This is a genomic window from Pseudomaricurvus hydrocarbonicus (assembly GCF_011602365.1).
GTDB classification, from domain to species: domain Bacteria; phylum Pseudomonadota; class Gammaproteobacteria; order Pseudomonadales; family Cellvibrionaceae; genus Pseudomaricurvus; species Pseudomaricurvus hydrocarbonicus.
This window is the reverse complement of record NZ_JAAONZ010000004.1, coordinates 106,707-131,893: the sequence shown is the minus strand read 5'-3', so window position 1 is coordinate 131,893 and position 25,187 is coordinate 106,707. Positions and strand designations below refer to the sequence as shown.

Below are 25,187 nucleotides of genomic sequence, written 5' to 3'. Positions count from 1 at the left end.
ACCAGCACAACCGTTAATCTAGAGCAGAGTAATTAACCCCAAGCAGGCTACTACAGATGACAACACCGACTCACTTGCAGGACTCTAAAGAACTCTTGTCGAACGAAGGCTTTGCAGTTGGTACGATTTGGTATCACGGCACATCTTCCGCACTGCTGGAATCGATTTTGATAAATGGTTTGAAGCGCTCTGGCGATCAGGCCATGAAACAGGCAGCCAAGCAAACCATGGCGACCATTGGCAACAGCTATACCGAATCCGTTGAGCCGGTCTTTTTGACGCAAAGCAAAGAGCTGGCTTATTACTGGGCTAAGCAGACCGTACGTAACCGCAGTGTTCGTATCCAGGGCAACGAGTCCCCTGTCGTGATTGAGATTACACTGCCTGAGGATCTGCAGGCGGGTGTTAAGCCCGACGTGGGTGCAGCCAGCCTATTGATGCTTGATGAGGGCGAACAATTTATGGCTTTTGTGTCCGGCCTCTATGAAGTCAACGGCCTTGAAGTGCCCTCTATTGATCTGATGAAAGCCGATCGACTGGATTACCTCAACAAATTGGGTATGGCGTATTACGGCAACGACATTGAGGCCCAATACGTTCAAGAAGTGAACGCCTGATCAACGCCAAGGTACAATGCAATAAGCGTCACTCGGCACTGCCCCGGACTTGATGAGTATGCTGTATTCCATCGGCTACGCAACCAAACCCATCGATACCTTCATCGCTCAGTTACAGCGATACGGTATCTCTGCGCTTGCCGATGTCCGCTCGGTTCCTTTCAGCAAAGTCTTTTTTGATTATCATCAGGGTGCTATCGAAGGGCATCTAAAACGGGCAGGCATTCAGTATGTGTATTTGGGCAATGAGCTGGGCCCGCGCTCTAAAGACGATAATCACTATGACGACTGTCGACAGGTGCAGTTTGATCGACTGATGCATTCACCCTTATTCCAACAAGGCCTGGCCCGTCTCAAAACAGGCCTGCAGCGCGGTTTTCACATTGGGTTAATGTGTGCTGAAAAAGACCCGGCAAGCTGCCATCGCAGCTTGCTAATAGGCTATGCATTCAAGCACGAACTCGGGATGGAGCTTCAACATATCACCCACGAGGGGGAGCTTGAGTCCCAGCAATCCCTGGAAGAGAGATTGCCCACAATGCACAACCTGGAAGAAGACCTGTTTCTGACGACCCAGGAAAAGCTTAAACAAGCTTACCAGCTGCAGCTCAAGAAAACGTCCTATCGGCGCCCCGAGTAGGTCGAGATTGCTCCACCCAGGGGCGTTGACAGACGGCTTCTGCGTTAAAGTTGTTTTAGCAGTTGTGGCAATTGTGCGTAATAAACGTCCAACACCTTTTCAATCAACAATTTTATCTCACGAATTGGCGGCCATTTTTCATGTGCTTCCGACAAAATCACAGGAAAACGGAAGCCCTCGTCCTTACCTTCATAGATCGCGGCTCCCTCAACTGTTGACTCGGAGTGATCAAGCGCGTGGTCGCGCAACCCCAGTAAATACTGGTGCAACAAATGATCATCTTCTGACGCCAGGGGCAACCCCAATGAGTGACGCTTTTTTCCGTTGCGGTAGGATTCCTTGAATGGTTTGGAGTATTCAATAACCCCCATATTGAAAGCCGCCATCACCAGCACTGGCGGCATACGGTCCAATTCCAGTTCAGAAAAAATAGCCCAGGCGCGATTTAATCCAGCCAAACAATCCTGAAAATGAACATACATCTCTTCTTCACGTGACATCTCTTACATTCCATTCACAGCAAACGAACGGCTTGAAATAACCGGTTAATCCTTCAAGCTCTTTGACACAACCTCGTACACATCCTTAGAGAGCGCCGGTTCTGCCAACACTCGCTGAAGAGCATTGCACATCAAGGTCTGACGACCTTTGTCGTACTTGCGCCACTTGGTCAGGGGGGTTAGCAGACGCGAAGCGATTTGCGGGTTCAGCTTGTTCAGGACCAGAATCTGGTCGGCCAGAAATTCATAACCGGCCCCATCCTGACGGTGAAAATTCACCGGGTTGCCACTACAAAAAGCCCCGATCACCGATCTCACCTTGTTTGGGTTTTTGATGTCAAAAGCTTCATGTTGGATTAAGTCCATGACACGCTCCAGTCCACCTTCACGCGCAACATTAGCCTGGGCCACCAGCCACTGATTGACCACCAAAGCCTCGGCGGACCAACGCTGATAAAACTCATCCAGTGCGGTTTTCCGCTGAGCGTCAGTTGCCAGCTCACTGTTGATGATGGCCGTTAAACCCGACAGCTCGTCAGTCATGTTGGTGGCATTAGCCAGCTGTTGTTGTGCGAGCTGTAAATTTTCGTCAGTATCCGTGCAGATTAAGTAACTCAATACGGTGTTTTTCAGGCTGCGACTGGCAATAGCGCTGGCGCTGACGGAAAAAGGAACGACCTCGTTGCTGGCCTGGTAAACCGCCTCAAGCTGAGCGCTCAGCGCTGCGGCCAGGTGTTTGCGCACATATTGGCGGGCAAAGTGAATCGCCTCGACATCAATTTCAGTCGCAATTTCACTGAGATAAGCTTCCGTAGGCAACTGCAGCATCAGCGCCACCATCGCCTTATCCAGAGAGGTGTCGATTAAAATTGCTCGATACGCTGCGACCAATAGTGGATCTACACGGTAGGCCTGATCACCACGATACGCTTGCATCACATCCTCAAGCACGGCAACCGCCAGCTTTTGACAGGCATCCCAACGACTGAAACCATCACTGTCGCGGCTCATGATCGCCGTTAATTGCTCACGACTGTAATCGTAGTGGAGTTTGACCGGCGCTGAAAATCCACGCAGCAACACTGGTGTGGGCTTTTCGGTGACGCCCTCAAATACAAAAGTCTGCTCAGGCTCGGTCAATTCGAGCACAATATTGGTGTTGTCGTCTGTATCCGGGTCGGCAGGCTGTCCCTGCAGCTGAATCGGCAGATTGCCAGCGTCACCCAATAACCCCATCGCGATAGGAATATGGAATGGCAGCTTTTCTTCTGCTTTGGCCTCCGGTGTGGTCGGGCACGATTGTGCCAAGGTCAGGGTATAGGTCCCACTGTCTTCGTTATAGGTATCTGAGGCGACCACTCGTGGCGTGCCTGCCTGGCTGTACCAGCGGGTAAACTGGGCCAGGTCTCGCCCGGACGCCTCTTCCATGGCCGCGACAAAGTCTTCGATCGTTGCCGCTTCACCGTCGTGCCGGCTAAAATAGAGGTCACTGCCTGTGCGGAAGTTCTCTGCCCCCAGCAAGGTGTGTATCATCCCAACCACTTCAGAGCCTTTCTCGTAAACAGTCAGTGTGTAGAAGTTTGAAATTTCAATAAAAGACGGTGGGCGCACCGGGTGAGCCATTGGGCCACCGTCTTCAGCAAACTGCAGCGTTCTAAGGACGCTGACATCTTCTACTCGCTTCACAGTCTGTGAATTCATATCCGCGGAGAACTGAGAATCCCTGAAGACGGTGAAGCCTTCTTTCAAGCTCAACTGAAACCAATCACGGCAGGTCACCCGATTTCCGGACCAGTTGTGAAAATACTCATGCGCAACCACACTTTCCACCCGCTGAAAACCGGCATCGGTGGTGGTTTCTGGCTTGGCGAGCACGCAGGAAGTGTTAAAGATATTTAAACCTTTATTTTCCATGGCCCCCATATTGAAATCATCCACTGCGACGATCATAAAGATATCCAGATCGTATTCAAGACCGTAGACCTCTTCGTCCCAGCGCATGGCGTTTTTCAGGGAGCGCATGGCGTGATCGCATTTGTCGATGTCTTTGCTTTCAACAAAAATACGCAGAGTAATGTCGCGACCGCTTTGGGTGGTAAATGTATCTTCTACGTAATCCAGGGTACCGGCCACCAAGGCAAACAAATAGGCGGGCTTTTTGAACGGATCGTGCCAGGTGGCAAAATGTTTACCCGAGTCTGCTTCACCACTCGCAATCAAATTCCCGTTAGACAACAACACCGGAAAGTCAGACTCGCTGGCCTCAATGGTGGTGAGGAACTCGCTCATGACGTCCGGACGGTCCAAATAGTAGGTGATTTTTCGGAAGCCCTCAGCCTCGCACTGGGTACAATACATGGTTCGGGATTTGTAGAGACCTTCGAGGCTGGTATTGCCCTCGGGATTAATTTTCACCACTGCCTCGAACACAAACTCGTCAGGTACTGTACTGATCGTCAGGGCTTCTGGTCCCACGTCATAGCCTGCTGAAGACAGTGCGTGGCCATCAATACTGAGGGAGATCAGCTCCAGCTCCTGACCGTGTAACACTAACGACGCAGCAGGTGTATTAGCTTCAGGATTACGGCGTATTTCCAAACGCGATTGCACCAACGTTTCACTGGGGTCGAGGGTAAAATGCAGCTCTGTTTTTTCAATCAGAAAGTCTGGTCGTTTGTAATCTTTCAAGTAGATGCTTTTTGGCTGTGCGTCTTTCATAATTTTTCCTCAGGCGATTTACCCTGATGCGTGTCTGGCTTGCGCCATGGTTCAAAAAACTGAATGAAAAAAATTGGTCAGCTGATGGGCTGAGCGTAAAAATTGATATTGTATGCACCGAATTTACGGATATTGATAACGCCGCTATCCAATATTAAGTATTGCCCTTTGATGCCCTTCAAAACCCCTTCTACGATAGGGGTTTTGTCCAGATTATGAGTCGTCACTTTGGCGGGATACTCTTCAACCGGGTACTCAAACTCATAGACATCACCATCATCGATGGCCTGGATGGCGGACAATCCAAAGCGCTTTTGCAATGCCACGATATCGTTCCAGGCATTGTCGAGCAGTTCATCGCGTATAGCGGCAAGATCCAGATACTCGACGTCACCCTTGAGCATTTTTCTCCAGTTGGTTTTATCACTGACCTGCTCGCGCAGGATGTCTTCAACAAAGCCAGATTGCTGACGAGTTGCCACCCGAAAAATAGGCAAAGCCTGAATCGCCCCCTGATCCATCCAGCGTGTCGGCACTTGGGACAGGCGGGTAATACCCACTTTAATACCGGAAGAGTTTGCCAGATAGACAATATGGTCCGTCATGCAAAACTCTTCACCCCATTCTGGCTGGCGGCAGGTGCCTGCGTCAAAATGACATTTTTCCGGGCTCATGATGCAGCTGTCACACTGTGCCAGTGCCTTAAAGCAAGGATAGCAGTATCCCTGGCTGAAGCTCTTGTTGGTTTTTCGACCGCAGTGCTGGCAATGTATCTCACCTTTGTACTCAATACGCAGTGACCGACCGATTAACGGCAACAGAGCAATTTGAGCGTCATTCAATGGCAGGTGGTATTGAACCGGTTGGGCATGATTGGTCATCATTTTCGCCAAATGACCGCTGCCGAGAAGCTCGAAGCTCATCATGTCTTTACTCATAAAGTTTTTATTGCCACTTCAGGGGTTGATCTTCGGGCTCGGCAATCTCGCCATCACTGCCACAGTGGCTATGGGCCTTGGGTGGCACATAACCGGTTCTTTCTTCAGCAGGTATATGTTTTAACTCATACGCAATCACGGCCTGCATGCAGTTTTCCTTCTGCTCCTGAGTGAGTTTTCGTCCATCGGCCCATTTTCCTAATTCAATGGCCGTTTTCAGGTTTTCATACACCTCTGGTGTAATCGATTTTAAAACGTCGTCAAAGTTCATAATTTACATCTCTCAATCTTCAATAAATCCATGGAGCGCACAATCATTAATCTGTCAGGACGGCGACAGTCCGGGGGGCTTGCTAATGAATTTGGTGACTACCAGCGCCAGCAGAATACCCGCCATTAAGCCTCCAAAATGAGCCGCATTGGCAATGCTGCCGTCCATGAAGAAATCTACCGCACCGGTCATACCTAACACCATCCAGCCGATCATAAAGCCAATGATGCCCGGCTGCAGTGCAAACACAGGGTGAGGCCTGAATTTATTGTAAATCCACAAAAAACCCATCAAGCCATACAAAACTCCGGACAGGCCGCCAAACAGTGACGCCCCACCCCACCAGTATTGAGCCAGGTTACTGGCCAAACCGATAGTGATAATCAACCCCGATAAAATGGCAGATCCCAGCCCCAATTCGATCCGACGACCAAACTCCCAGATCCAAAGGCCGTTAAACAGGATGTGAAACAGCCCAAAGTGTAAAAATACCGGCGTGAACAACCTCCAATACTGCCCTTGTGACAAGCCTTCTGTGACGGTCCCCAGCCCAACGTGTTCCCCAACAATATAGATCGGCTGAAAGGTCAGCAGGGAAACCAGGGTTAACTGATGATCGTAATGAACACAAATTGCCCCGAGGATCCCCAGCAAAATACACAATAATGTCACGGGGTAATGCCCCATGGCCCGGCGCAGCTCAAACAATTTACGCCACATAAACTGTTCACCATCCTGCAGTGAGGCGGTGGTTTTTACAGCAGCTTCGCCCATCGTCGATGGTTGCAGGGAGTCCAAACCGTGTTCATGGATGAACTGCTTGAGTTGCCCTGCTTGTAATTCATTGCTTAACCACAAGCACTGGCCTTTCGGCTCTTCTGTCACCCGATATACAACACCCTGTTGTTTCAACTGGGTGAGCAAGGGGCTCAAGTCCATCGACAGTGCAAATGAACCCACTTTATACCAATTCACACGCTTTCCCCTTTATCGGCTCGTTCAACGTATACCCACTGAAAATTATCCTCACTCAAAACGGATTCTCCCGAAAACCGATAAGCCGTCAAACGTCCAAAGTTTACTGCACTGTAATCCAGGCAGGCGACGTTTGGCTGCAGAGGTTTCGGCCGCCCCTTCAGCCAGTAGTGACCGAAAAACACTGGAATGGCCCTGGAATCGTACTGCAAGAGTTTACCCTTGTGATGACTCTTGATCGGGTGCTCTGCCAGATCGTAGGGCAAAGGATCGGGCTGGAACACCACGTCACCATAAGTTTTGGGGCTTTCTTCCCAAAATTTGGTGCGAAAAAAACGTCGGATGAAGCCGTCTTCGCTGTGCAGCTGCATACCATCAGGAAGTGGCATGCTGGTACCGCGAGTCAAACGATCGACCAATTGACTTTCAAAAGAGCCTTTTTGTTTGGAGGCGGCAATAAACTCTTGCGTCAGCTCCGGTTGGGGGTAGCGCGATTTGTATTCGTCAATGAGGCTTTCATCCCAGCAGGCGTGGACCACACGAAAGGCCGGGGCATCAATGTACAGCGGCAAGGCGGAAAACCATTGGGTGAATCTTTGCCAGTCATCGGGGAAATCCCGGAACTGGTCCAGGGTTTCTTTCATCAACCGTTGCAGGCGATCCGGTATGCCGCTGTCATCCCCCGCCAATAAGTAGACAAGGATCTCCTGCTGAAAACGAATGGCGTTGTATTCATGGTTTCCCAGGACCATCAAGGCCTTGCCGGCCTGATGCATGCGGTAAACCAGATCCAGTGTTTCTCGAATTTGGGGACCGCGGTCAATCAGGTCCCCAACAAAAACCGCCAGCCTCTCGGGATGCTGATAGACTCCGTCCTGTTCTTCATAGCCAAGTCGATCAAGCAGTTTTAGCAGGGCCGTGAAACACCCGTGAATATCGCCGAAAACATCGACTTGCACCTGCGATGAAAGCACCTCAGTTAAGAGAGCCTGGCTTGAGAGAGCCTTGTCCAACGTCATAACCTCTACAATTGATCCGCTTTAATTACCTAAGTGACTGCCCCACCCCAACTTGGTTCGGCAGGTTTCATAAAAGTTGTGATTCAGCGGGTGTATCAAGTGCAATTTATGAGGTTTTTTGTGAATGTGAATTTCATCACCGGGGTTCGTCACCACATGATTCTGGCCATCGCAGGTCACATGAGGGTAAGCTGAGTTCTCTTCCCCGACAATGATTTTAATTTCACTGTTACCGTCAACGACAATCGGGCGACTGCTCAAGGTGTGGGGGTTCATAGGGACTATCACAATGGCATCGAGCTTCGGGTGCATGATAGGCCCTCCGCCGCTCAAAGCATAAGCTGTTGACCCTGTCGGAGTCGAAATAATTAAACCGTCAGATCGCTGACTGTAGACAAACTGGCCATCGATGTAGAGTTCAAACTCAATCATCCGGATCAGTCGGCCGGGGTGGATTACGACATCGTTAAGCGCGTCGCCCCCGCCGATTAAGGCACCTTTTCGGATCACCGAAGTATCCAGTAAAAAGCGGGTTTCCATCATATACTTGCCATCGAGGACGTCGGCCACCAGTACCTCGATATCATCCGGGGTAATGTCTGTCAGAAACCCGAGACGACCCCGGTTCACCCCCAGCAAAGGCACGTTGTATTTTGAAAGCGCTCGCGCGGCCCCCAACAAACTGCCATCACCGCCCACGACAATCACCAGGTCGCAGGTTTTGCCCAGAGTTTCATTGGTAGAGACTTCCAAAAGGTGTCCGGGAAGGGCCGCCGCCGTCTCCTCCTCCAATACGATGTCCAATCCTCTGGACTGCAAGTAACGTATCAACCTTTTAAGCGTGTGTAGAGCGCTGTCGCTGCCGAGGCGGCCGACCAAGCCAATACGATTAAATTCCGACATATTTGAGCTCTTAAAACGAGAAAGTTAGCTATTATAGCGGTTTAAGTCACTCTCGTCAGGGACACCAATTGCCAATGAAGACCGATTACCTGCAGCCACCGCGCTCAGCACTGAAGCACCCGCTGGTACGCAATCTGGCCTGGTGCATCTTCAGCCCCCCCCTGGTGGACGTCAGGCACATTCAAAGTGCCACCATCTCCAGCAGCCATACCAGGTCAGATGAGACCCTGCCACTGTCCGCTGCGCCTGATAACGGCATGACTCCGCAGGATTGCGCGTGGCTTGAGTCTTTGGATGAATCGCCCGAGCCACTGGAACAATGGATGAAGCAGTGTCCTTCCAGCCGCCTGGGCTTCCAATTCGAATACTATTGGCAATTTTGGTGGCAACGCCGCTCCCCCCATCTGGAGCACCGCTTCAATATCCAGCTCCACCAGAATGGAAAAACTCTGGGAGAAGTGGATGCGGTCAGCTGGAACCCGAACACCGGGGAGCTGGTTCACAGTGAACTGGCCGTCAAATTTTACCTCGGCATTGAAAGTGACAAGTTGCCCAGAGAGAAACGCGCTGACAGTCGCTACAGCTGGGTTGGCCCCCAAGCCATTGACCGACTGGATCTGAAATGGCACCAGCTGGTTGATAAGCAATTGCAGCGCTTACACCCCGCGGCTAAGTCCACGGACCGGATCTGCTCTGCAGCCATCACCTTGCCAGCCCACTGGCAAGTAGAAAAACTGACGACGCAATTGATCATGCGGGGGCGGCTGTTTTACCCCGCGAGAGGGATGCCGGGTAAAGAGCTTCCCGCCTACCTTCACCCCCTTCACCTCAGAGGCCGCTGGCTAAAGCTGCAAGAGCTGACATCAATGCCCCCCACTTATTGGGTATTGCTGGCGCGCCATCAGTGGTTGTCACCACAGGCGGTGCCACTATCAAACAAGTCCGATGCCATATCCACTGGCGCACTGCATGACTTGCTGACAACCCACTTCGCATCACACCAACAGCCGGTGCAGGTGATACGCCTGGCACCCTCAGCAAACCACTGGCGCGAACAGGAACGCCTGTTTGTCGTTCCCAATCAATGGCCTTCCATTACCTGACCGTTTTTCAAAAAGTAATCTCGCCGGCTCCAGTGTTGTTGCTTATACTCACGCTCCAGTGAGGCTATGCCGCCCTGGAGGGACACCACCTCATAGCCCATTTCGCGTAAAAAATGACAAACCACACGCGACCTCAAGCCACTGTTGCAGTAGGCAATGTAGCATTTTGAGGGGTCGAGAAGACGCTGTTTGAGATGCAGCAAATGCAACGGCACATTGACCGATTCAGCCAAGTGCCCCAGGTTGTACTCGGCCTCGGTCCTGACATCCAGAAAGATACATTGGTGTCCTGAGCTTTGAAGTGTCTGTGGGGTAATTTCGTCAACAACCGGCTCTTTCAGCAAGCCCAGGAACCGGTGCTTGTCCAGCACCAGCAAAACGCCATCGGTTTGCATGGTCACAGTGGCGTTTCGGCGGGTCTCCTGAATCAAGGCGTCCTCCCCAAAACAGCGCCCCTCACAGATGGTGGCCAAATGCTCCGGGTGTACGCCTCGCGTGTAAGCACCTGGCGCAACATCCGCTCGGGTTACATCAGCCACCCCTTCTTTAATGAAATAACAGCAATCGCCCAGGTCGCCCTGGCGAATAATGACCTCACCGGCGTTGACCACCCGAGTCACCAGGTGCTTGATGATGTTATTCACATTCGTGGGTGGCACCTTCAGGAACAAGTTGGAGCGCAACACCGTATCCAGCCACACAGCATCTTCATCGAGGTCCCGCTGAATCGAGAGGTCTACCAATAAATGCTCGGCCGCCTGGCTCCAGCCCAACAGCCGCTCCAGGTGCAGCCGATTTACCTTGAGTAACGTGGCATCGGTGCTTGCAAACGCAGTGCAGTTTCTGGGTTGAGCCTGGGCTATTGGGGCAAATGCTTTGCCCGCTGTCACGTATACGTGCCGATCGGGAGAAAACTCAAGCCTCACCTCGCCACTGAGCAGATAAAACTCAGTCTGGTCATACTGGCCAATGTGAAACAGCGAATCCCCCTGACAGAGATACAACACCTCACTGTTGCCCAATAACTCCTGCTGATGAGCCTCCATAAGGCTGCCCAGGGGGATTAGAGTGCTCAGTAATTTGGGGTCAACACCAGGCTGTCCTGGTGCACATTGCTCGACAGGCGCCATCAGATATCCCCCTGCCGGCCACTCATTGATCTCTGGTCTGGTATGCTCATCAATTCCTTATGTCCTCTTCTCCCTTGCAACCCACCAGTGTGAACCACCAGCACCCGGTGCCCTGCACTCCAATAGCCCTGTTGCGCCAGCTGAGTCACACTGTACACCAGCTTGGCGGTATACACTGGGTCCAAAAGCACTCCCGTACTCGCCTCAAATTGCTTCATGAACTCAAACAACTCCGGTTTTACCCTGGCAAACCCCCCAAAATGGTGTTCATCGACGATATCCCAATGTCCACCACAGGCTCTTGGCTCTACCTGCCGGGCGATACTGTCTTTATATTCTTGCAGACGCCCCCCCAGCTTGAGCGCTGAAAACCCCAGAAAAGACTCGCCGCTCAAGCTGTTACCCAGCATACCAGCGAGGGTGGTTCCTGTTCCACAGGGGACGCACACTGTCGTGTTGGCCAGGGAGGTCTGGCGGCGAACTGCGGACATTATCATCTCACACCCCAGCCTTCCGGCTGCCTCCCCTCCTCCCTCGGGAATCACATAGGCTTCGGGGTATTTTTGCCGCAGCGATTGCACACCCTGTGCAGACTGGAGGGCCCTGAATTCCTGCCGACCGAGGAATTCAAGCTCCATGCCCTGGGCCAGGCAGTCCTGCAGCGTTATCGACAGTGATTCGGGACAATGCCCCCGAACGCAACCGACGGCGCGAAGATTCAAGGCTTTACCGAGAAAGGCCAAGGCATGCAGATGGTTGGAATAGTAGCCACCGAAGCTGATTAAACAGCGGGCCCCCTGTCGTTGGGCAGCCTGTAAATGACCGTACAATTTATACAATTTGTTGCCCGAGAGCCTGGCGTCAAGACGGTCCTCACGCTTCATCAAGAGAGCGATACCCAGGCGACTCAGTGGTTCAAAATCCACTTCTTCAACCGGGTTCAGCGCAGCCCAATACTCTGGGTGCTGGCCAGACAATTGCTTCAGGTTCATGGAGTCAGAGATCATAGATGGCAATAAATGATAAGGCTAAGAGGTAACATTAAGGCCTGGAATACACGCTCGTCAGCGCCGAAAAGAACACGGGGTAGCACACCCTCAGGAGAGTTTCTTAAACTTCCCCCATCTTAAGCCCGTTTCGGACTTATGTGGAAGCGACCTGAGACACATGCAGCCGAGTCACCCTGTGATCCTCACAGCGATCACTTTCCCCCGGAAGAAATTCTGCCGGGCGCTCAATCCGTGCCACCGCCCTGCCACAGACTCCGTGGCCCGTGTGCTCAAAATCACACTGAGGCTGCTGATAATGCCCCTTCCAGCGGATAAAAATGGACTCATCCACCTTGCAGCGGCGGGCGGTATAGGCATTCACATCCGCCATAAAGCCGGCAATATCATCAATGGGCAGCGTCATATGACCCGCACCAGGCTGAAAGGTTACAAAGCTTATCCCTGCCTTATGCAGCTGCTCCAGTAAATTATTACCACTGCCCTTGAGCAATTCGTCTTTGTCTTGTTTCAACCTTTCTATTTCTTCCTGCAGCCCCTCAATCTGAGTTTGACGGTACATCAGTTCGATGTCACGCATTTGCAGCTGGTCATTCAGCTCCTGAGTCACAGACTCTAGCTGCCGCTGCTGCTCTTCCTCCAGATGACTTCTGAGGTTGGCGATGGTCGACGCATCTGCGCTTTTCGTGGAGTTGAGCTTATGCTCAAAATACTCCCTCAAACCTGCCATTTTTTGCGTCTGCCCGGCAATCGTCTCTTCCAGACCTTGATTTCGGGCCTGCGCGTTTGACAGCTCCTCCGTCAGGGCCGAAATCTGTTGTAAATATTGCTGAGCGGCTGCCAGGGATTCTGTTTGTTGGGCCTCCATCTGTGAACGGTGCTGTTGCTGGAGTGTAGCCACCCTCAGGCGCTGTTCTTTGATGGCCTGAGCAATTCGCTTGCGCCAGTGTTCATCGTTGCCGGCTGGGGCCGCCACATCGGGTTTAAGGGGTTCCGGTTTGGCGAAGCTCAAACCCAGTCGGTTTCGTTCTAACGCCCGTTTGATGATCGCCAGGTGATTGCCGTCAGCGGTCATCTGAGGATCCCACAGCTGCTGCTGATGCCAGGCGATGGGGCATTGACTGCGGCATGCCAGCCGGATCGGGCCCACGCCCATATCCGGGCCTTCACCGGCAATGTTAGCCAGCTGCTCTATAGGAACATTCCAGCGCTGATCCGGGTAACCACTCTGGTCAAAATCAATGGTGAAAAAAACCGCAGCGCTCACATGATGACTTTCGGTGATCCGTAAAAAAACAGCGGTCACCGTTTGTCCGGCTTGCTCCGGGAGAGGCACAAAGCCATCCAGCACCGCTTCAAATTCAGAATAAAGCAGCTCCCGCTCTAACTTCTTACCGGTGAATATCAGAACCGCTTCAGCCGCTGTTACTGGGTAACTCATTGTATTTTTTACCTGACCTCTTCCTGGGGCCCCAAAGGACTGATGCTGTAATGACCGGATAGGCGATGCATGACTGGGTCTTAAGCAACCATTGTTAAGCAACTGGTGCGCCCCCAGTTTCGCCGAGCCCGCAACCCGCTGCGTATAAACCACACCTAATAAGAGCCCAGCAACCCGGCACACGCACAGAGCGGCGCTGGATCTAAGCCTCTATGGCAAGGCATGGGTGGCGCTGTGACCTCAACAAACGATACCCCATAAGGGTACAGCACCAACAGAGTCTGGTCAGCGCAGTGCATGAACGGGGATAAGGATACGGTCCTGATGCTTACATTTATTAGGGCTTTAAAACCCCATTATCCGTCCAACACTCTTCATCAACTGTGACGGAATCATCAAAAGAAAGAGTGTACGAATAAAATAAATCTCCGCCAGGGGTGGCGGTCTGGCATTGAGTCAGGTGAGCTGTGGCGATTAAGAGAGAGAATTCGGATTGGTCTGGGAGCCCCAGACCTTATACATCACTGTAATCTTCTGCCCAGACATCGTCTTCGTATTCCTCGAAGGCTTCGTCAAGCAGATCTTCCAGATAGTCTTGCATATATCAACTCCTGTATAGACATTTAAATGAGCTGCTGGACAGGGCGTGAACACCCGGCTTATGCGCTTGGCGCTGCCGAATCTTCAGGAGCAACCTTCAGCAGTTCCTGTAAGCCCTTAATTTGTAAGGCTTGTATTAAAGATAGAAAAAAATAATGACAGTTGCGTGAAAATATTAGATCGATCAGATATAACAAGCTTTCTGCTTGTTCTTAACTGACTCTTTGAATGGGCGAGAATGCGGACAAAGGAGCGACACCCGGCAGCACCGGGAGCCATCTCACCCTTTTTTAAGGCAAGCTCAGGGCAAGGGCTGCACCTCAAGCTTGCTCCGCAAGAACGCATAAGCCCTGGCAACACTCGGAGCCCTGCTAGTCGTGTAACCGGTATATCCCGGATATTCAGACGCATGAAACGGTGGCTTTATAAAGTGCTGTGGCGAAATTAAAGCATTAAGACGAAATACGAGAAACTACGAATCTGAAGAAGTCAGGAGATAAGATGGTAGATCACTGATAGGAGGTCTTGATTAGGGTTATTGGCGGACCGGACGGGACTCGAACCCGCGACCTCCGGCGTGACAGGCCGGCATTCTAACCAACTGAACTACCGGTCCGCTGTATAACCATTTCTTGCTTGGTGGGTGGTGAGGGGATCGAACCCCCGACCCTCGCCTTGTAAGGGCGATGCTCTCCCAGCTGAGCTAACCACCCGTTCTGCAAGAGAGGCGCATTCTACCGAATCCATCTGGAGTGTCAAACCTTTTTGAAAAAAACTCGGCAATCCTTCTAAGCTGCTGATTTTATGAGCAAATTGCTGTTTAATAAATACCTCAACAGGGTTCAGCATGATTGAGATCGTGGCGCCCCGAATTATAATCACGCCAAAGAGTTTACCCGGCCTGGACTGGTCGAGCCTCAACCACCAAAATTCTGGACAAGGACGCAATATGTTTGCCTCAGGTCTGCCAGCAAAGCCTGCTCACGCAGAAGTTTCGCGCCACGTCCGGGACATGTGCTCAAAAGCCTCCGGGGGGCTTGTGCTTATCCTGCCCTGCGCTGCGGTGGCACAGCCTTTGGAAACAACCGCGCCAGAGGATCCCGTGCAAATGGGGATTATTCTGTTCCTGGGACTGATCATCGTCCTGCAAACGATCATCCTTATTTTTGGCCAGGCCAGCCGCAAAAAATACATCCGAAAAAAAGATGACCTGAAAAACGCTCAGCGGGATCTTGAGCAACGGGTTATTGAGCGGACCAATAAGTTGCGCAACATCAATAATCAACTTTACGATGAGATTGCGAAACACGAAATCACGGAAGAGTTGCTCCGTGAGACTCAGGATTACCTCAACAGCATCATTAACTCCATGCCGTCGGTTCTGATTGGGATTACCCGGCAAGGATTGATTACACACTGGAATACCGCCGCCACCCTGGCCACGGAAATCCCTCCCGCGGACGCGCTGGGCCGCAACCTGATGGACGTGTATCCGGAGATTCCGGTGTCGATTGATTTGATTCAGGAAACCATTGACAAAGGGGTCCCTCAAATCAATGAAAACATCCAGCAAGGCACCGGCAGCAATGCCCAGCACATTGACTTAACGGTCTACCCTCTGCTTTCGTCGGAATTAACCGGTGCGGTGATTCGACTCGATGACGTGACACTCAAAGTGCGCATTGAAAACATGATGATCCAGAATGAAAAGATGATGTCGCTGGGGGAGCTTGCCGCAGGGATGGCCCATGAAATCAACAACCCTCTCAGCGCCATCCTCCATGGCGTACAGAACATATATCGCAGAACCTCCGCAGAACTGGAACAAAACCACCGGGTAGCCGATGACATTGGCATAAAAATCGAGCAAATCCAGGAATACTTGTCTGCCCGGGATATCTTTAAATTTCTTGATGCGATTCGGGACGCTGGAGACCGCTCCGCCCGGATAGTCACCAACATGCTTGAGTTTTCTCGGAGCAACACCCTTTCGCATCAGAAAACGGACCTGGAAGAGCTGCTGGAGCACAGCCTTGAGCTGGCCAGGAACTCCTTCGAACTCAAAACGCCGGAGGGGGCTGAGCAACTTGAAATCATCAAGGAGTTTGATCGGGAGATCCCCCTGGTTCGCTGCTCACCGACTGAAATGCAACAGGTGATTTTGAACTTGCTGCGCAACGCCTGCCAGGCATTTAATAACGATGAGTATGGTCCGCCCCTGCACCCCAGAATTACACTGCGAATTCGTGCACACCAGCACAGTGTCAGTATTGAAGTTGAAGACAACGGCCCGGGAATGACCGAAGCGGTCAGCCGCCACATTTTTGAGCCCTTTTTCACCACCAAAGAAGTGGGCAAAGGCACCGGTCTGGGGTTGTCCGTCACCTACTTTATCGTCACAGAACACCATGATGGAACCATCGAGGTCGAATCTCACCCCGGCAAAGGGACCAATTTCATCATAACGTTGCCGTTGACCGAATAGCTGGTATGCACCAACCCACGGCCCGGCTGAATCATCAATCAGCGCCCCATCTCGTCCAGCCCCAGAAGTTACCGAAGTAGTCACCGAGAGGCAGCAAAGCCCCCTCGCAACAAGCTCCTGTCACTGCGTAGCGGTCTCCCTGTCGAGATCGTTGTGCACGTCATCCAGTCTGGATAAGGTCACAGGCTGCAGCTTGTCCAGAGACAGCCCCTCGGGTGCTGCTTGTTGAGTCTCAGAAACGTTTTTCCCGGATGTGACGTCAGCCTTGGCGATCACGGCCCGCTTCAGCAGGTTACCCGGACGCCCCAGTCCCGGCTTGGTGAAATCGCAGACGCCACTGGGAAAGATGGCCTCCAGTCGCTCCCTATGCGACTGCATGTCAACCCGCCCATAAAGCCCTCCGTCAACCGCGTTTTCGATCGATTGCAGCTGGCACTTGAAGATATCACCATCCACAGGAGCCCCGGCAATTTCTCTGGAGGTGGGGTAACTTGGGTACACCCTCATGCAAGCCCCTGCAGGCTGCTGATTCCAGGCCCCATCCCAAACATTATGCCCGCGGGCAATGGTTTGGCCGTCCTGGTCAAAACAGGAATGCTCGGCAAAATACGGACGGTTTTCCACCACGCTTTTTTCCGGGTGCATATGGATGTTGAGTAACCAGTCGTCCATGACAGCAAAGGCGCGGTCAACCGGGTCATGCTTGGGATCGCTCATCCAGATGATCTGATTGTCGGCGTTGTCTTGAGCTTTGAGCATCCTGGCCCGGGTCATAAATGATGCAGAAGAGTGATGCATGTCCAGGATCGGATCCAGGTAGTGACGCACATCAAGGATCGGGATATCAAGTTTGCCGATAAAAACATTGCCAGAGCGGAAAATACCTTCGATCGCATCCAGTGACGCTTCGGTGCGCTTGGCAGGCTGCTCAACATTGTCAGACAGCTCCAGGTTTTGGTGGCTCCACACGGATAACTCGACGGGCAAAACATTGCCCTGCAAAAACCAGAATTTCTCGTCCTTCATCTTGTCTGGTGATGTCCATCCGCCAACCTGGGCATTGATGTCGAGAAATTCCTCGACGCTAATTTTGCCTTCAACCAAACTTTTCAAGCCGTACTGGATGCCGACATTGTCCCAGGTACTCTGCGCATAGCCCTGCTGATCCCGCCCATAAAACTGGTATAAATCCTCCCAGTGGGTCCAGCGGGTTTGCTCTTGCACCGTTTGGCTGAAGTTTTTCGCAAAATGAACAAAATTTGGGTTGTGTACCAGCGGCGTTAACCCGCGCCACGATTTGACACACTCGCTGCTGCCATTGAGTTTCTGTGAAACGCCTTCCGGCTCGCCTTTGAGAACCCTTGCGGCTGACGTCATGGCCTGAAAATAGTTGAGGTCTGCTGACGTTGAACTCAAGCCTTCGACCAACACCCGCTGAGACCAGTCTGCCCACCGGGGGTTTTGACTGTCTTGCACATCAAAATAATATTCCAGCGGCTCACAATCCAGCACGTAAGTGGTTTGTGTCACCATGTCCGGGTATGAATACAGGGGAATAATGCCATCCAGTACGTCCGGGTTGTTCTGTGCGATCAGGTATTGCTGTATCGCACCACCGGAACCGCCAATTCCCACGGTATAGAGAGGTTCCCCATATTCGCTGACAAATTGTTTTTTAACCCGTAAGGCCGTGTCTTCCGCCAACCACATATTGTAGTGATTGCTGGTTTGATTGGCGGACGAATAGACCACGGCATAACCTTCGCGCAACTGGGATTTACGGCGCTTTAAGACATCGCTCGGTTTCAAATTGCCCTGCCGCTTGCCAATGCCAACACCACCCCTGAATTGATAAATTAACCGCCGGTTCCACAAATTGCCCAACGGGCGCTCCAGAGTTTCACCCTCCCCTCTCAGAGCGGCGATGGCATAGAAATAGCGGTTGATGGTGCCCGTCTCCAAACGCACAACGAAATCCCGTGTCACGCCTTCGTACACAAACGTATCAATATCGAACTCGGGTGTGTCTTCTGTCAGCGGCTGGAAGCGGCCATGCTCCTTGCTGTGATAGTAATAAGCGACACCCGTTGAGTGCAGGCAGTCCTTACTGTAACCAACGATCTCCTGTCCTTTTACACCATCTGCATCCACTGAAAACACGGGAACGCCAAAGCCATCGTAGTTATCCACCATGGGCTGTTGCTCAGTGACTTTATTCTTACCGCACCAGAATGGGTAGGTCTTTTCCCCGGCAAATAATGGATCTACCGGGCCTACTTCACCAATTTTTATTGGATAGGTAAAAGTATCTTCAGGACGCTGCATCAAAGAAGGGTGTGGTCCTTTATACGCCTCATGGGGGGAGTAGACCTCGGACCCCAAAGGCGTGCGCTCAAGAATGTGCTCTGGTGGTTCGTGAAGTGACGGGACAACATTGTACAAGTAGTACGCCATAACCCCCAAGGCACCCAGTAACAGTACACCGGTAACGCCCAAGCTCCACTTAAGAATTCGCAACATAGTCAACCAGCTCCGCTATTTCCATTGCCTGTGAGTCGATCAACTTCAAGTATAGAAGCTGTTGCTGCAGCGATGACTCGAAGGGAGATCCCGCCAACCCCGGCGAATCAGCGGAAAAACTGTTCTAGTGAGCAAGTGCTAATCGTAAAGCCGCGATTTCCTAGCGAATTCCACAAACGTGAATTGCTTTTATATAGCTTTTCGCGCCAAAAAGAGGCTTTCTTGAATTCAAAATCGTCTTATAAAAATGCGAAATAGGTTGATTTTTAAATAGAAAAGAAACTTTCACGACCGACATCCAGGGCCGGAAATCCATCGGGCTCTGGAGGCTGACAGTGAACATCGGGGAGGAGTTAAACGGCCATCATCGTCGCGCCACAAACGCGCTGCTGCAAAGGCCGAAACAGGGGTTTGAACAGGATTCTCAACGTGAGAGTCTTGATTTTCAACGGGGTGGATGCATCGTTTCTTGATCAGTGCTGCCGCGCAAGAGCGCACGCTAATGACAAAATGGCGTCGACCACCAACGCCAGATTCCGCTTGACCGCCTGTTTAACCAAGCTTGTGATACCCCCCGTTGAGGTATAACAAAGGGTTTATGCTGTCGTCGTCATTGACCAGTACTTCTTCAATGTTACCTATGACGATTCGGTGGGTGCCGTAATCAATGGCACGATCCTGGCGGCAGAAGAACGCGGCCAAGCCATCGCTGAGATAAGGCAGAGACTTGTCCATCGACCAGGCCCCCACATCAAAACGCCCAACCCCCTGATCGCCACTGGCACAGCGATTGGAAATTTCGTCCTGCCCATACGCGAGTAGATTAATACAGAAGTCGCTGCCCTGGTCGATCGCTTCAAACATGCGTGCGCTCTTATTGATACACACTAACAAGGAGGGCGGCGAATCAGACAGTGAAGTCACCGATGTCGCAGTCATCGCATAAGGACTGCCATCCTTGCCTTTGGCAGTAACGACACACACACCAGAGGCCAGGCGTCTCATTCCCTCTCTCATTGCCAAGTTCAACTCAACTGACTTCATTTTTATGTCTCATTCGTATAAAAGGATGAAATTGTAGCCCATTTCCCAGGGTCAAATAAACCTATGCCATGAACCTGGAATTTGGCAAAAACCCACAAAAGACCGGATTTCATGGCTTTTTCAGTGGAAGAGCTTGAAGCCTGACCGGTTTGAGGGCGGAAGCCCTGTTGCAGAGGCTCTGGCCTAAAGCCAAATGCTTGGGGCTTGCCAACCGCAATCTCGTATCGAGGGCCCTTAGTCAGTATAATGCCCGCCCTTTATCACTCATCGACTTGGTTTCAGACAGCCCCATGGCCATCAATAGCGTTTACCCGGATCAATACCAGCAGCAGCTGGAAGACAAAACCCAACGGATCAGTGAGCAGTTCAAGGCATTTGACCTGCCTGAGCTGGAAGTCTTTCCCTCCCCCCAGAGCCACTATCGGATGCGTGCGGAGTTCAAGATCTGGCACGAAGAGGGTCGGGCACACTACGCCATGTATGAGCCCGGGGAATATAAAAAGCCCTTCATCATTGATGAATTCCCGGTAGGCAGTCTGCTGATCAATGCCTTGATGCCGAAATTACTGGCCGCCATCAATGCCGATGAACTCCTGTCAAAACGCCTGTTTCAGGTGGAGTTTCTGACCACACTGAGTCATCAGGCCGTCATTTCCCTGATTTACCACCGCCCCCTCACCGATGAATGGGAAGCAAAAGCGACACAATTGGCCTCCGACCTGGGGGTTCATGTCATAGGTCGCAGCCGCAAACAGAAACGGGTGATCGGTCAGGACTTTGTCATAGAAACACTCGCCGTCAACGGCAAAGAGTACCATTACCAGCAGGTGGAAACCGGCTTTACCCAACCTAACGCCAGGGTGTGTGAAAGCATGCTGGGTTGGGCCCTGAGCGCGGCCGCACCTCTCACCGGCGACCTGTTGGAACTGTATTGTGGCAACGGCAACTTTACCGTGCCGCTGGCCGAGGCGTTTGACAAGGTGCTGGCCACGGAAATCTCCAAAACCTCGGTGAATTCGGCGCTATTCAACTTGCACACCAACGGGGTGGAAAATGTCGATATTGTTCGCATGTCCAGCGAAGAGTTTTCACAGGCCATGGACAAAGTGCGCTCTTTTCGTCGCCTGAAAGAGATTGATCTGGACAGCTATCAATTTTCGACCATTTTTGTCGACCCCCCACGGGCCGGCCTGGACGAACACACCACGGCAGTGGTCAAAGGTTTTGAGAACATTCTCTACGTCTCCTGTAACCCGGAGACCCTGGCTCGAGATCTGCAATCGATCACTCAGAGCCACCAGATTGAAAAGTTTGCCCTGTTTGATCAGTTTCCATACACGCACCACGTTGAATGTGGCGCGCTGCTGACCAAACGCCCCCTGTAAATAAATCAAAGGGTTAGAATTGCTTACCCAGAATGCGTTGTGCGGCATCGATCACAAATTCACGGTGATCGCTTTCCAGCTGTTGGCGCTGCTGATCAAACTCCAGTTTTTTTCTGGTGTTCAGCGCCTTCCAGGCCTCCAGAATGGGGATGTGATCTGTTGCTGCCGCCAGATGATAAAAGGCGGCAAACTCTTCCTGGACCCCCTCCTCTACAGCCAGTCCATCGAGCAATACCTTGATTCGAATGGAGCCTTCGGTCAGGCTTAGCTGGTCATCAAGCAGCCCCTGGGCGATGATCTGAATGCTCTTATTGATGCGGCCACGCTGCTGCTGGCCCTGCTTTTTCAGTTGTTCCAGTTGCGCTTGCTGGTGTTGTTGCATCGTACGCAGCTTCAACCGGTAGTAGACGGCCACTGCCGCCAGCGCAAACACAATGCTGGCCGCTGCGATAAGGGCCAGAGCGAGATATGGGGATTGGGTAGACATTACAACTATGTTCTCCAAGGGTTTTATTCAAAATCTTTAACCTGCATGGGCCCGACAAGCTCACATTACATTAACTGCAGATAGGTTAATACAAATACGCCCAGGCTGATGGTCAGCAGTGAGCCCAGCGTCGTGAACACGACAATGTTCGCCGCCAGTGCTGCATTGCCTCCGTAGGCTTTGGTCATCACAAAACTGGCCGCCGCGGTGGGACTGGCCATCAGCAAGAACACCACCCCCAACGGCTGTCCTTGAACCCCCATCAGCAGCACCAGCAGGATACCAATGACCGGCATTAACACCAATTTCAGCGATGCGGTTTTCAGCAACAGCTTCACATCATTCTTGACGCTGCGATAACTGAGGGTACCGCCGATACAGATCAGGGCAATGGGCAAAGTGACGGTGACAAAACCATCGGTCCACTGAAACACCTCCGGCGGGATCCGAACACTCGCAAACGCCACCGGCAGGCTGGCCAGAATCGCGACGATCAAGGGGTTTTTCATCAAGCTGACGAACAGCAGTTTCAGGTTTAACCTGCCTTCATTCAGGCCATCTACAAAGATATACACACTGACAACGTTATAGACAATCGTCATCATTGCCATCAACAACGACACCTGGGTCAGCACGCCGTCGCCGTAAGCGTGAAGACAAAGCAATATACCAATAATCCCCAAGTTACCCCGCAAGGCCCCCTGTTGCATCACGGTAGCGTCTTCGGGCGTCAGCCTTGACGCGGTCGACCACCAGCGTGAAAGCGCCAATATACTGAAGGTACAAATCAGGCAGACAATCAATAACGTTGGCTCAAACACTTCCGCAATGGGCTTGCGTACCATGCTGGTGAACATAAGCACAGGCAAACTGACATAAAACACAAACCAGGATCCCCGGCTGATCCACTGCTCGTTCAACAGCCCAAGCACTTTGAGCACACCGCCTAACAGCAGCCATAAAAAAATGGGGGCGGTTACCGACAGGGTAAACAGCAGAACTTCTACAAACATACTTTTAGCCTAATTGGATATGCCAACCCTATCGACCAGCGTGCGCTGTGGTGTGGCTGTAGCGTCATACTGGCACTACAGCTTGAACGTACCGTGGAATTATTCGGCATCGATCTGATCCGCTAACAGCGACTCAGCGTCGGTCGTGCCCAATGAATTTGTCGGCAGCTGTTTTTTGGTTTTGGCGCCCAACAATCTCAGGCTCTCGACCCGCCGCATGAGATTACCGCGCCCCGACACCAGACGTTTGTGGGCCAGGTCATAAGATTCCCCGGCTTTATCGATTTGCTTGCCGACCTCCTCAAAGGCCTCAAACAACAACACAAATTGATCGTGCAGCCCCCCCGCCTGACGGGCAATTTCTTCGGCGTTGCGATTCTGTTTTTCGTAACGCCAGATGTTTTCCACGGTACGTAAACTGGCCAACAAGGTGGTGGGACTCACCAGAATAATGTGCTTACTGTAAGCCTCCTGAAACAGCCGTTGATCAGCTTGAAGAGCCGCCATGAATGCAGCCTCAACCGGAATGAACAGAAACACAAAATCCAGGCTGCGAATGCCTTCCAATTTGTCGTAGGACTTGGCACTTAATTGCTGAATGTGGGTGCGAACCGATGCCACGTGCTGCGTTATGGCCTTTTGCCGTTCATTGTCATCGCTGGCTGAGGCTGATTGTTCATAGTGAATCAGTGACACCTTGGAGTCGATGACAATGTCTTTACCTTCAGGCAAGCGAATAATAACGTCAGGGTTACGGCGACGCCCAACTTCATCTTTCAACCCCACCTGAACCTCGTATTCACGCCCTTTGTGCAAGCCCGATTCTTCCAGCAAACGCTCGAGAATGACCTCCCCCCAATTACCCTGGGTCTTGTTGTCACCTTTAAGCGCATTGGTCAGGTTGATGGCATCCTCACCAATTTGTCGGGTTTGTTTTTGCAGCTCGGTCAGCTGACCGACTAACTTACTGCGCTCAGAGTTTTCTTTATCGTAGGCATCCTCAACTTTTTTACGGAAGGCCTCTATTTGTTCTTTGAGGGGATTGACACTGGCCGATAAAGCCTGCTGACTCTGCTCATTAAAACGCTGTTGCTTGTCATCAAAGATTTTATTGGCCAGTAACCTAAACTCATTATTCAGTTGTTCACGGGCCTCTTTGAGAAGGATGAGCTTTTCCTCAAGGCTGTTTTTTTCTGCCAGGCTTTTCGCCTGCAGACTCTGGTGATCGGCTAGAAGCTGTCGCAATTGATTCTCACGGGCGTGGAGCATCTCTTTTAGAGATTGCTGTTCCTGCGCAACGTTCTCCAGCACTGCCAGACGACTCGTTTTTTCCGACAGATCCACCTGCTGAAGCTGCAACTGTTGCTGCAGCAATTTGAGATGTTCTTGATTTTGCTGCTCCCCAAGGGTCAACTGCTCCAGACGTTGCTGAGACAAGGTCAATTCAGTCACATTTTGACGAGATATCTCCTTCAGCAATTCAATTTTTTTGCTATATAATTTAGATTGCCTCAACAGGATCAATCCCATAAGCACCAGCGTGAACAAGGCAGAAATCAAAGCCCACTGGAATGAGGGGGTGTACAGGGTTTCAATGGTCATGCAGCGTTTCCGTTGTTTAGCCAATGTTGATCAAATTACCTTCAACCGGGCCAAATAGATTCCTTTTTAAAGAGGCGTTTTATCGAGACATTTGTGTTTGATTCACGACCAGTGCCGTGCCGAACAGGTCTTCATCGAAGGCTTGCCCCGGCTGAAATTGTCTGCAATCTCGCTTTTAAGCTCACTGAGCTTTGTTTTTGTCGAATTAGATCGCTATTATCAATCCACTCATTGATGAAATTGTTTGTAACATGAACGAGCTGCCCCAAGAGACCACCGACCGAATACGAGAGCTCTGTGCCGAAGCGTATGAAGCCTATGACCATGGCAAGTACAGAGAAGCATTGCGTCTATTCTATCAAGGTTGGGTACTGCTGCCCAAGCCTCAAACGGATTTTCCAGAAGCTGGCTGGTTGCTGACAGGGATTGGCGACAGTTACTTCAGTCTCAAGCAGTACATTCCCGGTTGCGAAGCTCTTCGCTCAGCCAATCACTGCCCGCAAACCCGCGACAACCCCTTCATACACCTCCGGCTTGGTCAGTGCCTGTACCACATGGGCGAAAAAACATCAGCCCGAACGCATCTGCACAAGGCGTTTCAGATTGGCGGCAGGAACCTGTTTCAGCGAGAAAAAGAAGATTACCTGCGCAGTATCGCCGACCTGATCCCCGCAGAATAAGCGTCTATATCGCTGCGGAAGAATCTGAGCCAAGGGTTATGGCCCTTATTTTAGACTTCGAGATGACGCTTAAGTTGAACCTTAAGCTGGCACTGATTTTAAACCTTGA

At 51.6% G+C, this 25,187-nt stretch carries 21 protein-coding genes and 2 tRNA genes; 6 read left to right on the top strand and 17 right to left on the bottom strand.

The window, feature by feature from the left end; translation table 11 throughout:
• Positions 1–56 precede the first annotated feature (56 nt).
• Both G8770_RS07245 and G8770_RS07240 read left to right on the top strand, forming a co-directional pair.
• Entirely contained in the window at positions 57–617 is a 561-nt protein-coding gene (locus G8770_RS07245) for a hypothetical protein (RefSeq protein WP_167184042.1), read from the top strand.
• Between the two features lie 58 nt (positions 618–675).
• Positions 676–1,257 (top strand): DUF488 domain-containing protein, encoded by a 582-nt coding sequence (locus tag G8770_RS07240; protein WP_167184039.1) that lies wholly within the window; start codon positions 676–678, stop codon positions 1,255–1,257.
• 44 nt (positions 1,258–1,301) lie between these two features.
• Here the strand turns inward: G8770_RS07240 and G8770_RS07235 are convergent, their stop codons facing one another.
• From G8770_RS07235 to G8770_RS07205, 7 genes are all read right to left on the bottom strand, one after another.
• Positions 1,302–1,757 (bottom strand): hypothetical protein, encoded by a 456-nt coding sequence (locus G8770_RS07235; RefSeq protein WP_167184036.1) that lies wholly within the window; start codon positions 1,755–1,757, stop codon positions 1,302–1,304.
• A 45-nt stretch (positions 1,758–1,802) separates the two neighbouring features.
• Entirely contained in the window at positions 1,803–4,475 is a 2,673-nt protein-coding gene (gene pepN / locus G8770_RS07230) for an aminopeptidase N (RefSeq protein WP_167184034.1), read from the bottom strand.
• A gap of 77 nt (positions 4,476–4,552) precedes the next feature.
• The gene (locus G8770_RS07225; protein WP_243760318.1) at positions 4,553–5,413 is read right to left on the bottom strand and encodes a DUF2797 domain-containing protein; all 861 of its coding nucleotides are present in this window, start codon (positions 5,411–5,413) and stop codon (positions 4,553–4,555) included.
• 7 nt (positions 5,414–5,420) lie between these two features.
• Entirely contained in the window at positions 5,421–5,684 is a 264-nt protein-coding gene (locus G8770_RS07220) for a YeaC family protein (RefSeq protein ID WP_167184031.1), read from the bottom strand.
• Between the two features lie 54 nt (positions 5,685–5,738).
• Positions 5,739–6,659: a rhomboid family intramembrane serine protease gene (locus G8770_RS07215; protein ID WP_167184028.1), complete on the bottom strand. Its 921-nt coding sequence runs from the start codon at positions 6,657–6,659 to the stop codon at positions 5,739–5,741.
• Entirely contained in the window at positions 6,656–7,618 is a 963-nt protein-coding gene (locus G8770_RS07210) for a metallophosphoesterase (protein ID WP_341771097.1), read from the bottom strand. The genes G8770_RS07215 and G8770_RS07210 overlap by 4 nt, the downstream gene beginning before the upstream one ends.
• Before the next feature lie 81 nt (positions 7,619–7,699).
• On the bottom strand, positions 7,700–8,581 hold the full coding sequence (locus G8770_RS07205; protein ID WP_167184022.1) for an NAD(+) kinase: 882 nt from the start codon (positions 8,579–8,581) through the stop codon (positions 7,700–7,702).
• A gap of 74 nt (positions 8,582–8,655) precedes the next feature.
• On the opposite strand from G8770_RS07205, the gene G8770_RS07200 reads away from it, so the two are divergent.
• Entirely contained in the window at positions 8,656–9,684 is a 1,029-nt protein-coding gene (locus tag G8770_RS07200) for a DUF1853 family protein (RefSeq protein WP_167184019.1), read from the top strand.
• Here the strand turns inward: G8770_RS07200 and G8770_RS07195 are convergent.
• The 5 genes from G8770_RS07195 to G8770_RS07175 all read right to left on the bottom strand — a co-directional run bounded on the left by G8770_RS07195 (position 9,663) and on the right by G8770_RS07175 (position 14,575).
• Complete coding sequence (locus tag G8770_RS07195; protein ID WP_167184016.1) at positions 9,663–10,814, bottom strand: cyclic nucleotide-binding domain-containing protein; 1,152 nt, start codon at positions 10,812–10,814, stop codon at positions 9,663–9,665. The genes G8770_RS07200 and G8770_RS07195 overlap by 22 nt on opposite strands.
• Positions 10,814–11,806 (bottom strand): 1-aminocyclopropane-1-carboxylate deaminase/D-cysteine desulfhydrase, encoded by a 993-nt coding sequence (locus G8770_RS07190; RefSeq protein ID WP_167184013.1) that lies wholly within the window; start codon positions 11,804–11,806, stop codon positions 10,814–10,816. Before G8770_RS07190 ends, G8770_RS07195 begins: the two co-directional genes overlap by 1 nt.
• A gap of 151 nt (positions 11,807–11,957) precedes the next feature.
• Positions 11,958–13,262, bottom strand: a complete 1,305-nt coding sequence (locus G8770_RS07185; RefSeq protein ID WP_167184010.1) for a hypothetical protein — start codon at positions 13,260–13,262, stop codon at positions 11,958–11,960.
• 1,139 nt (positions 13,263–14,401) lie between these two features.
• A tRNA-Asp gene (locus G8770_RS07180) sits at positions 14,402–14,478 on the bottom strand.
• A gap of 21 nt (positions 14,479–14,499) precedes the next feature.
• A tRNA-Val gene (locus G8770_RS07175) sits at positions 14,500–14,575 on the bottom strand.
• A 236-nt stretch (positions 14,576–14,811) separates the two neighbouring features.
• Between G8770_RS07175 and G8770_RS07170 the strand changes: the two genes are divergently transcribed.
• On the top strand, positions 14,812–16,347 hold the full coding sequence (locus tag G8770_RS07170; protein ID WP_167184007.1) for a two-component system sensor histidine kinase NtrB: 1,536 nt from the start codon (positions 14,812–14,814) through the stop codon (positions 16,345–16,347).
• Between the two features lie 120 nt (positions 16,348–16,467).
• Here G8770_RS07170 and G8770_RS07165 read toward each other — a convergent pair whose 3' ends face one another.
• Positions 16,468–18,867: a DUF6351 family protein gene (locus G8770_RS07165; RefSeq protein WP_167184004.1), complete on the bottom strand. Its 2,400-nt coding sequence runs from the start codon at positions 18,865–18,867 to the stop codon at positions 16,468–16,470.
• A gap of 552 nt (positions 18,868–19,419) precedes the next feature.
• Positions 19,420–19,872 carry a flavin reductase family protein gene (locus tag G8770_RS07160; RefSeq protein WP_208022105.1) on the bottom strand — a complete coding sequence of 151 codons (453 nt, stop codon included), beginning with the start codon at positions 19,870–19,872 and terminating at the stop codon, positions 19,420–19,422.
• Positions 19,873–20,201: 329 nt separating this feature from the next.
• On the opposite strand from G8770_RS07160, the gene trmA reads away from it, so the two are divergent.
• The gene (trmA, locus tag G8770_RS07155) at positions 20,202–21,296 is read left to right on the top strand and encodes a tRNA (uridine(54)-C5)-methyltransferase TrmA (RefSeq protein WP_167183998.1); all 1,095 of its coding nucleotides are present in this window, start codon (positions 20,202–20,204) and stop codon (positions 21,294–21,296) included.
• A 13-nt stretch (positions 21,297–21,309) separates the two neighbouring features.
• Here trmA and G8770_RS07150 read toward each other — a convergent pair whose 3' ends face one another.
• From G8770_RS07150 to G8770_RS07140, 3 genes are all read right to left on the bottom strand, one after another.
• Positions 21,310–21,783 carry a DUF2489 domain-containing protein gene (locus G8770_RS07150; protein WP_167183995.1) on the bottom strand — a complete coding sequence of 158 codons (474 nt, stop codon included), beginning with the start codon at positions 21,781–21,783 and terminating at the stop codon, positions 21,310–21,312.
• Positions 21,784–21,848: 65 nt separating this feature from the next.
• A complete protein-coding gene (locus tag G8770_RS07145; RefSeq protein ID WP_167183993.1) occupies positions 21,849–22,796 on the bottom strand; it encodes an AEC family transporter in 948 nt (315 codons plus the stop codon).
• Positions 22,797–22,895: 99 nt separating this feature from the next.
• Positions 22,896–24,398 (bottom strand): DNA recombination protein RmuC, encoded by a 1,503-nt coding sequence (locus G8770_RS07140; RefSeq protein WP_243760317.1) that lies wholly within the window; start codon positions 24,396–24,398, stop codon positions 22,896–22,898.
• A 251-nt stretch (positions 24,399–24,649) separates the two neighbouring features.
• Here G8770_RS07140 and G8770_RS07135 point away from each other — a divergent pair, with 251 nt between their 5' ends.
• Positions 24,650–25,078 carry a tetratricopeptide repeat protein gene (locus G8770_RS07135; protein WP_167183989.1) on the top strand — a complete coding sequence of 143 codons (429 nt, stop codon included), beginning with the start codon at positions 24,650–24,652 and terminating at the stop codon, positions 25,076–25,078.
• Positions 25,079–25,187 lie beyond the last annotated feature (109 nt).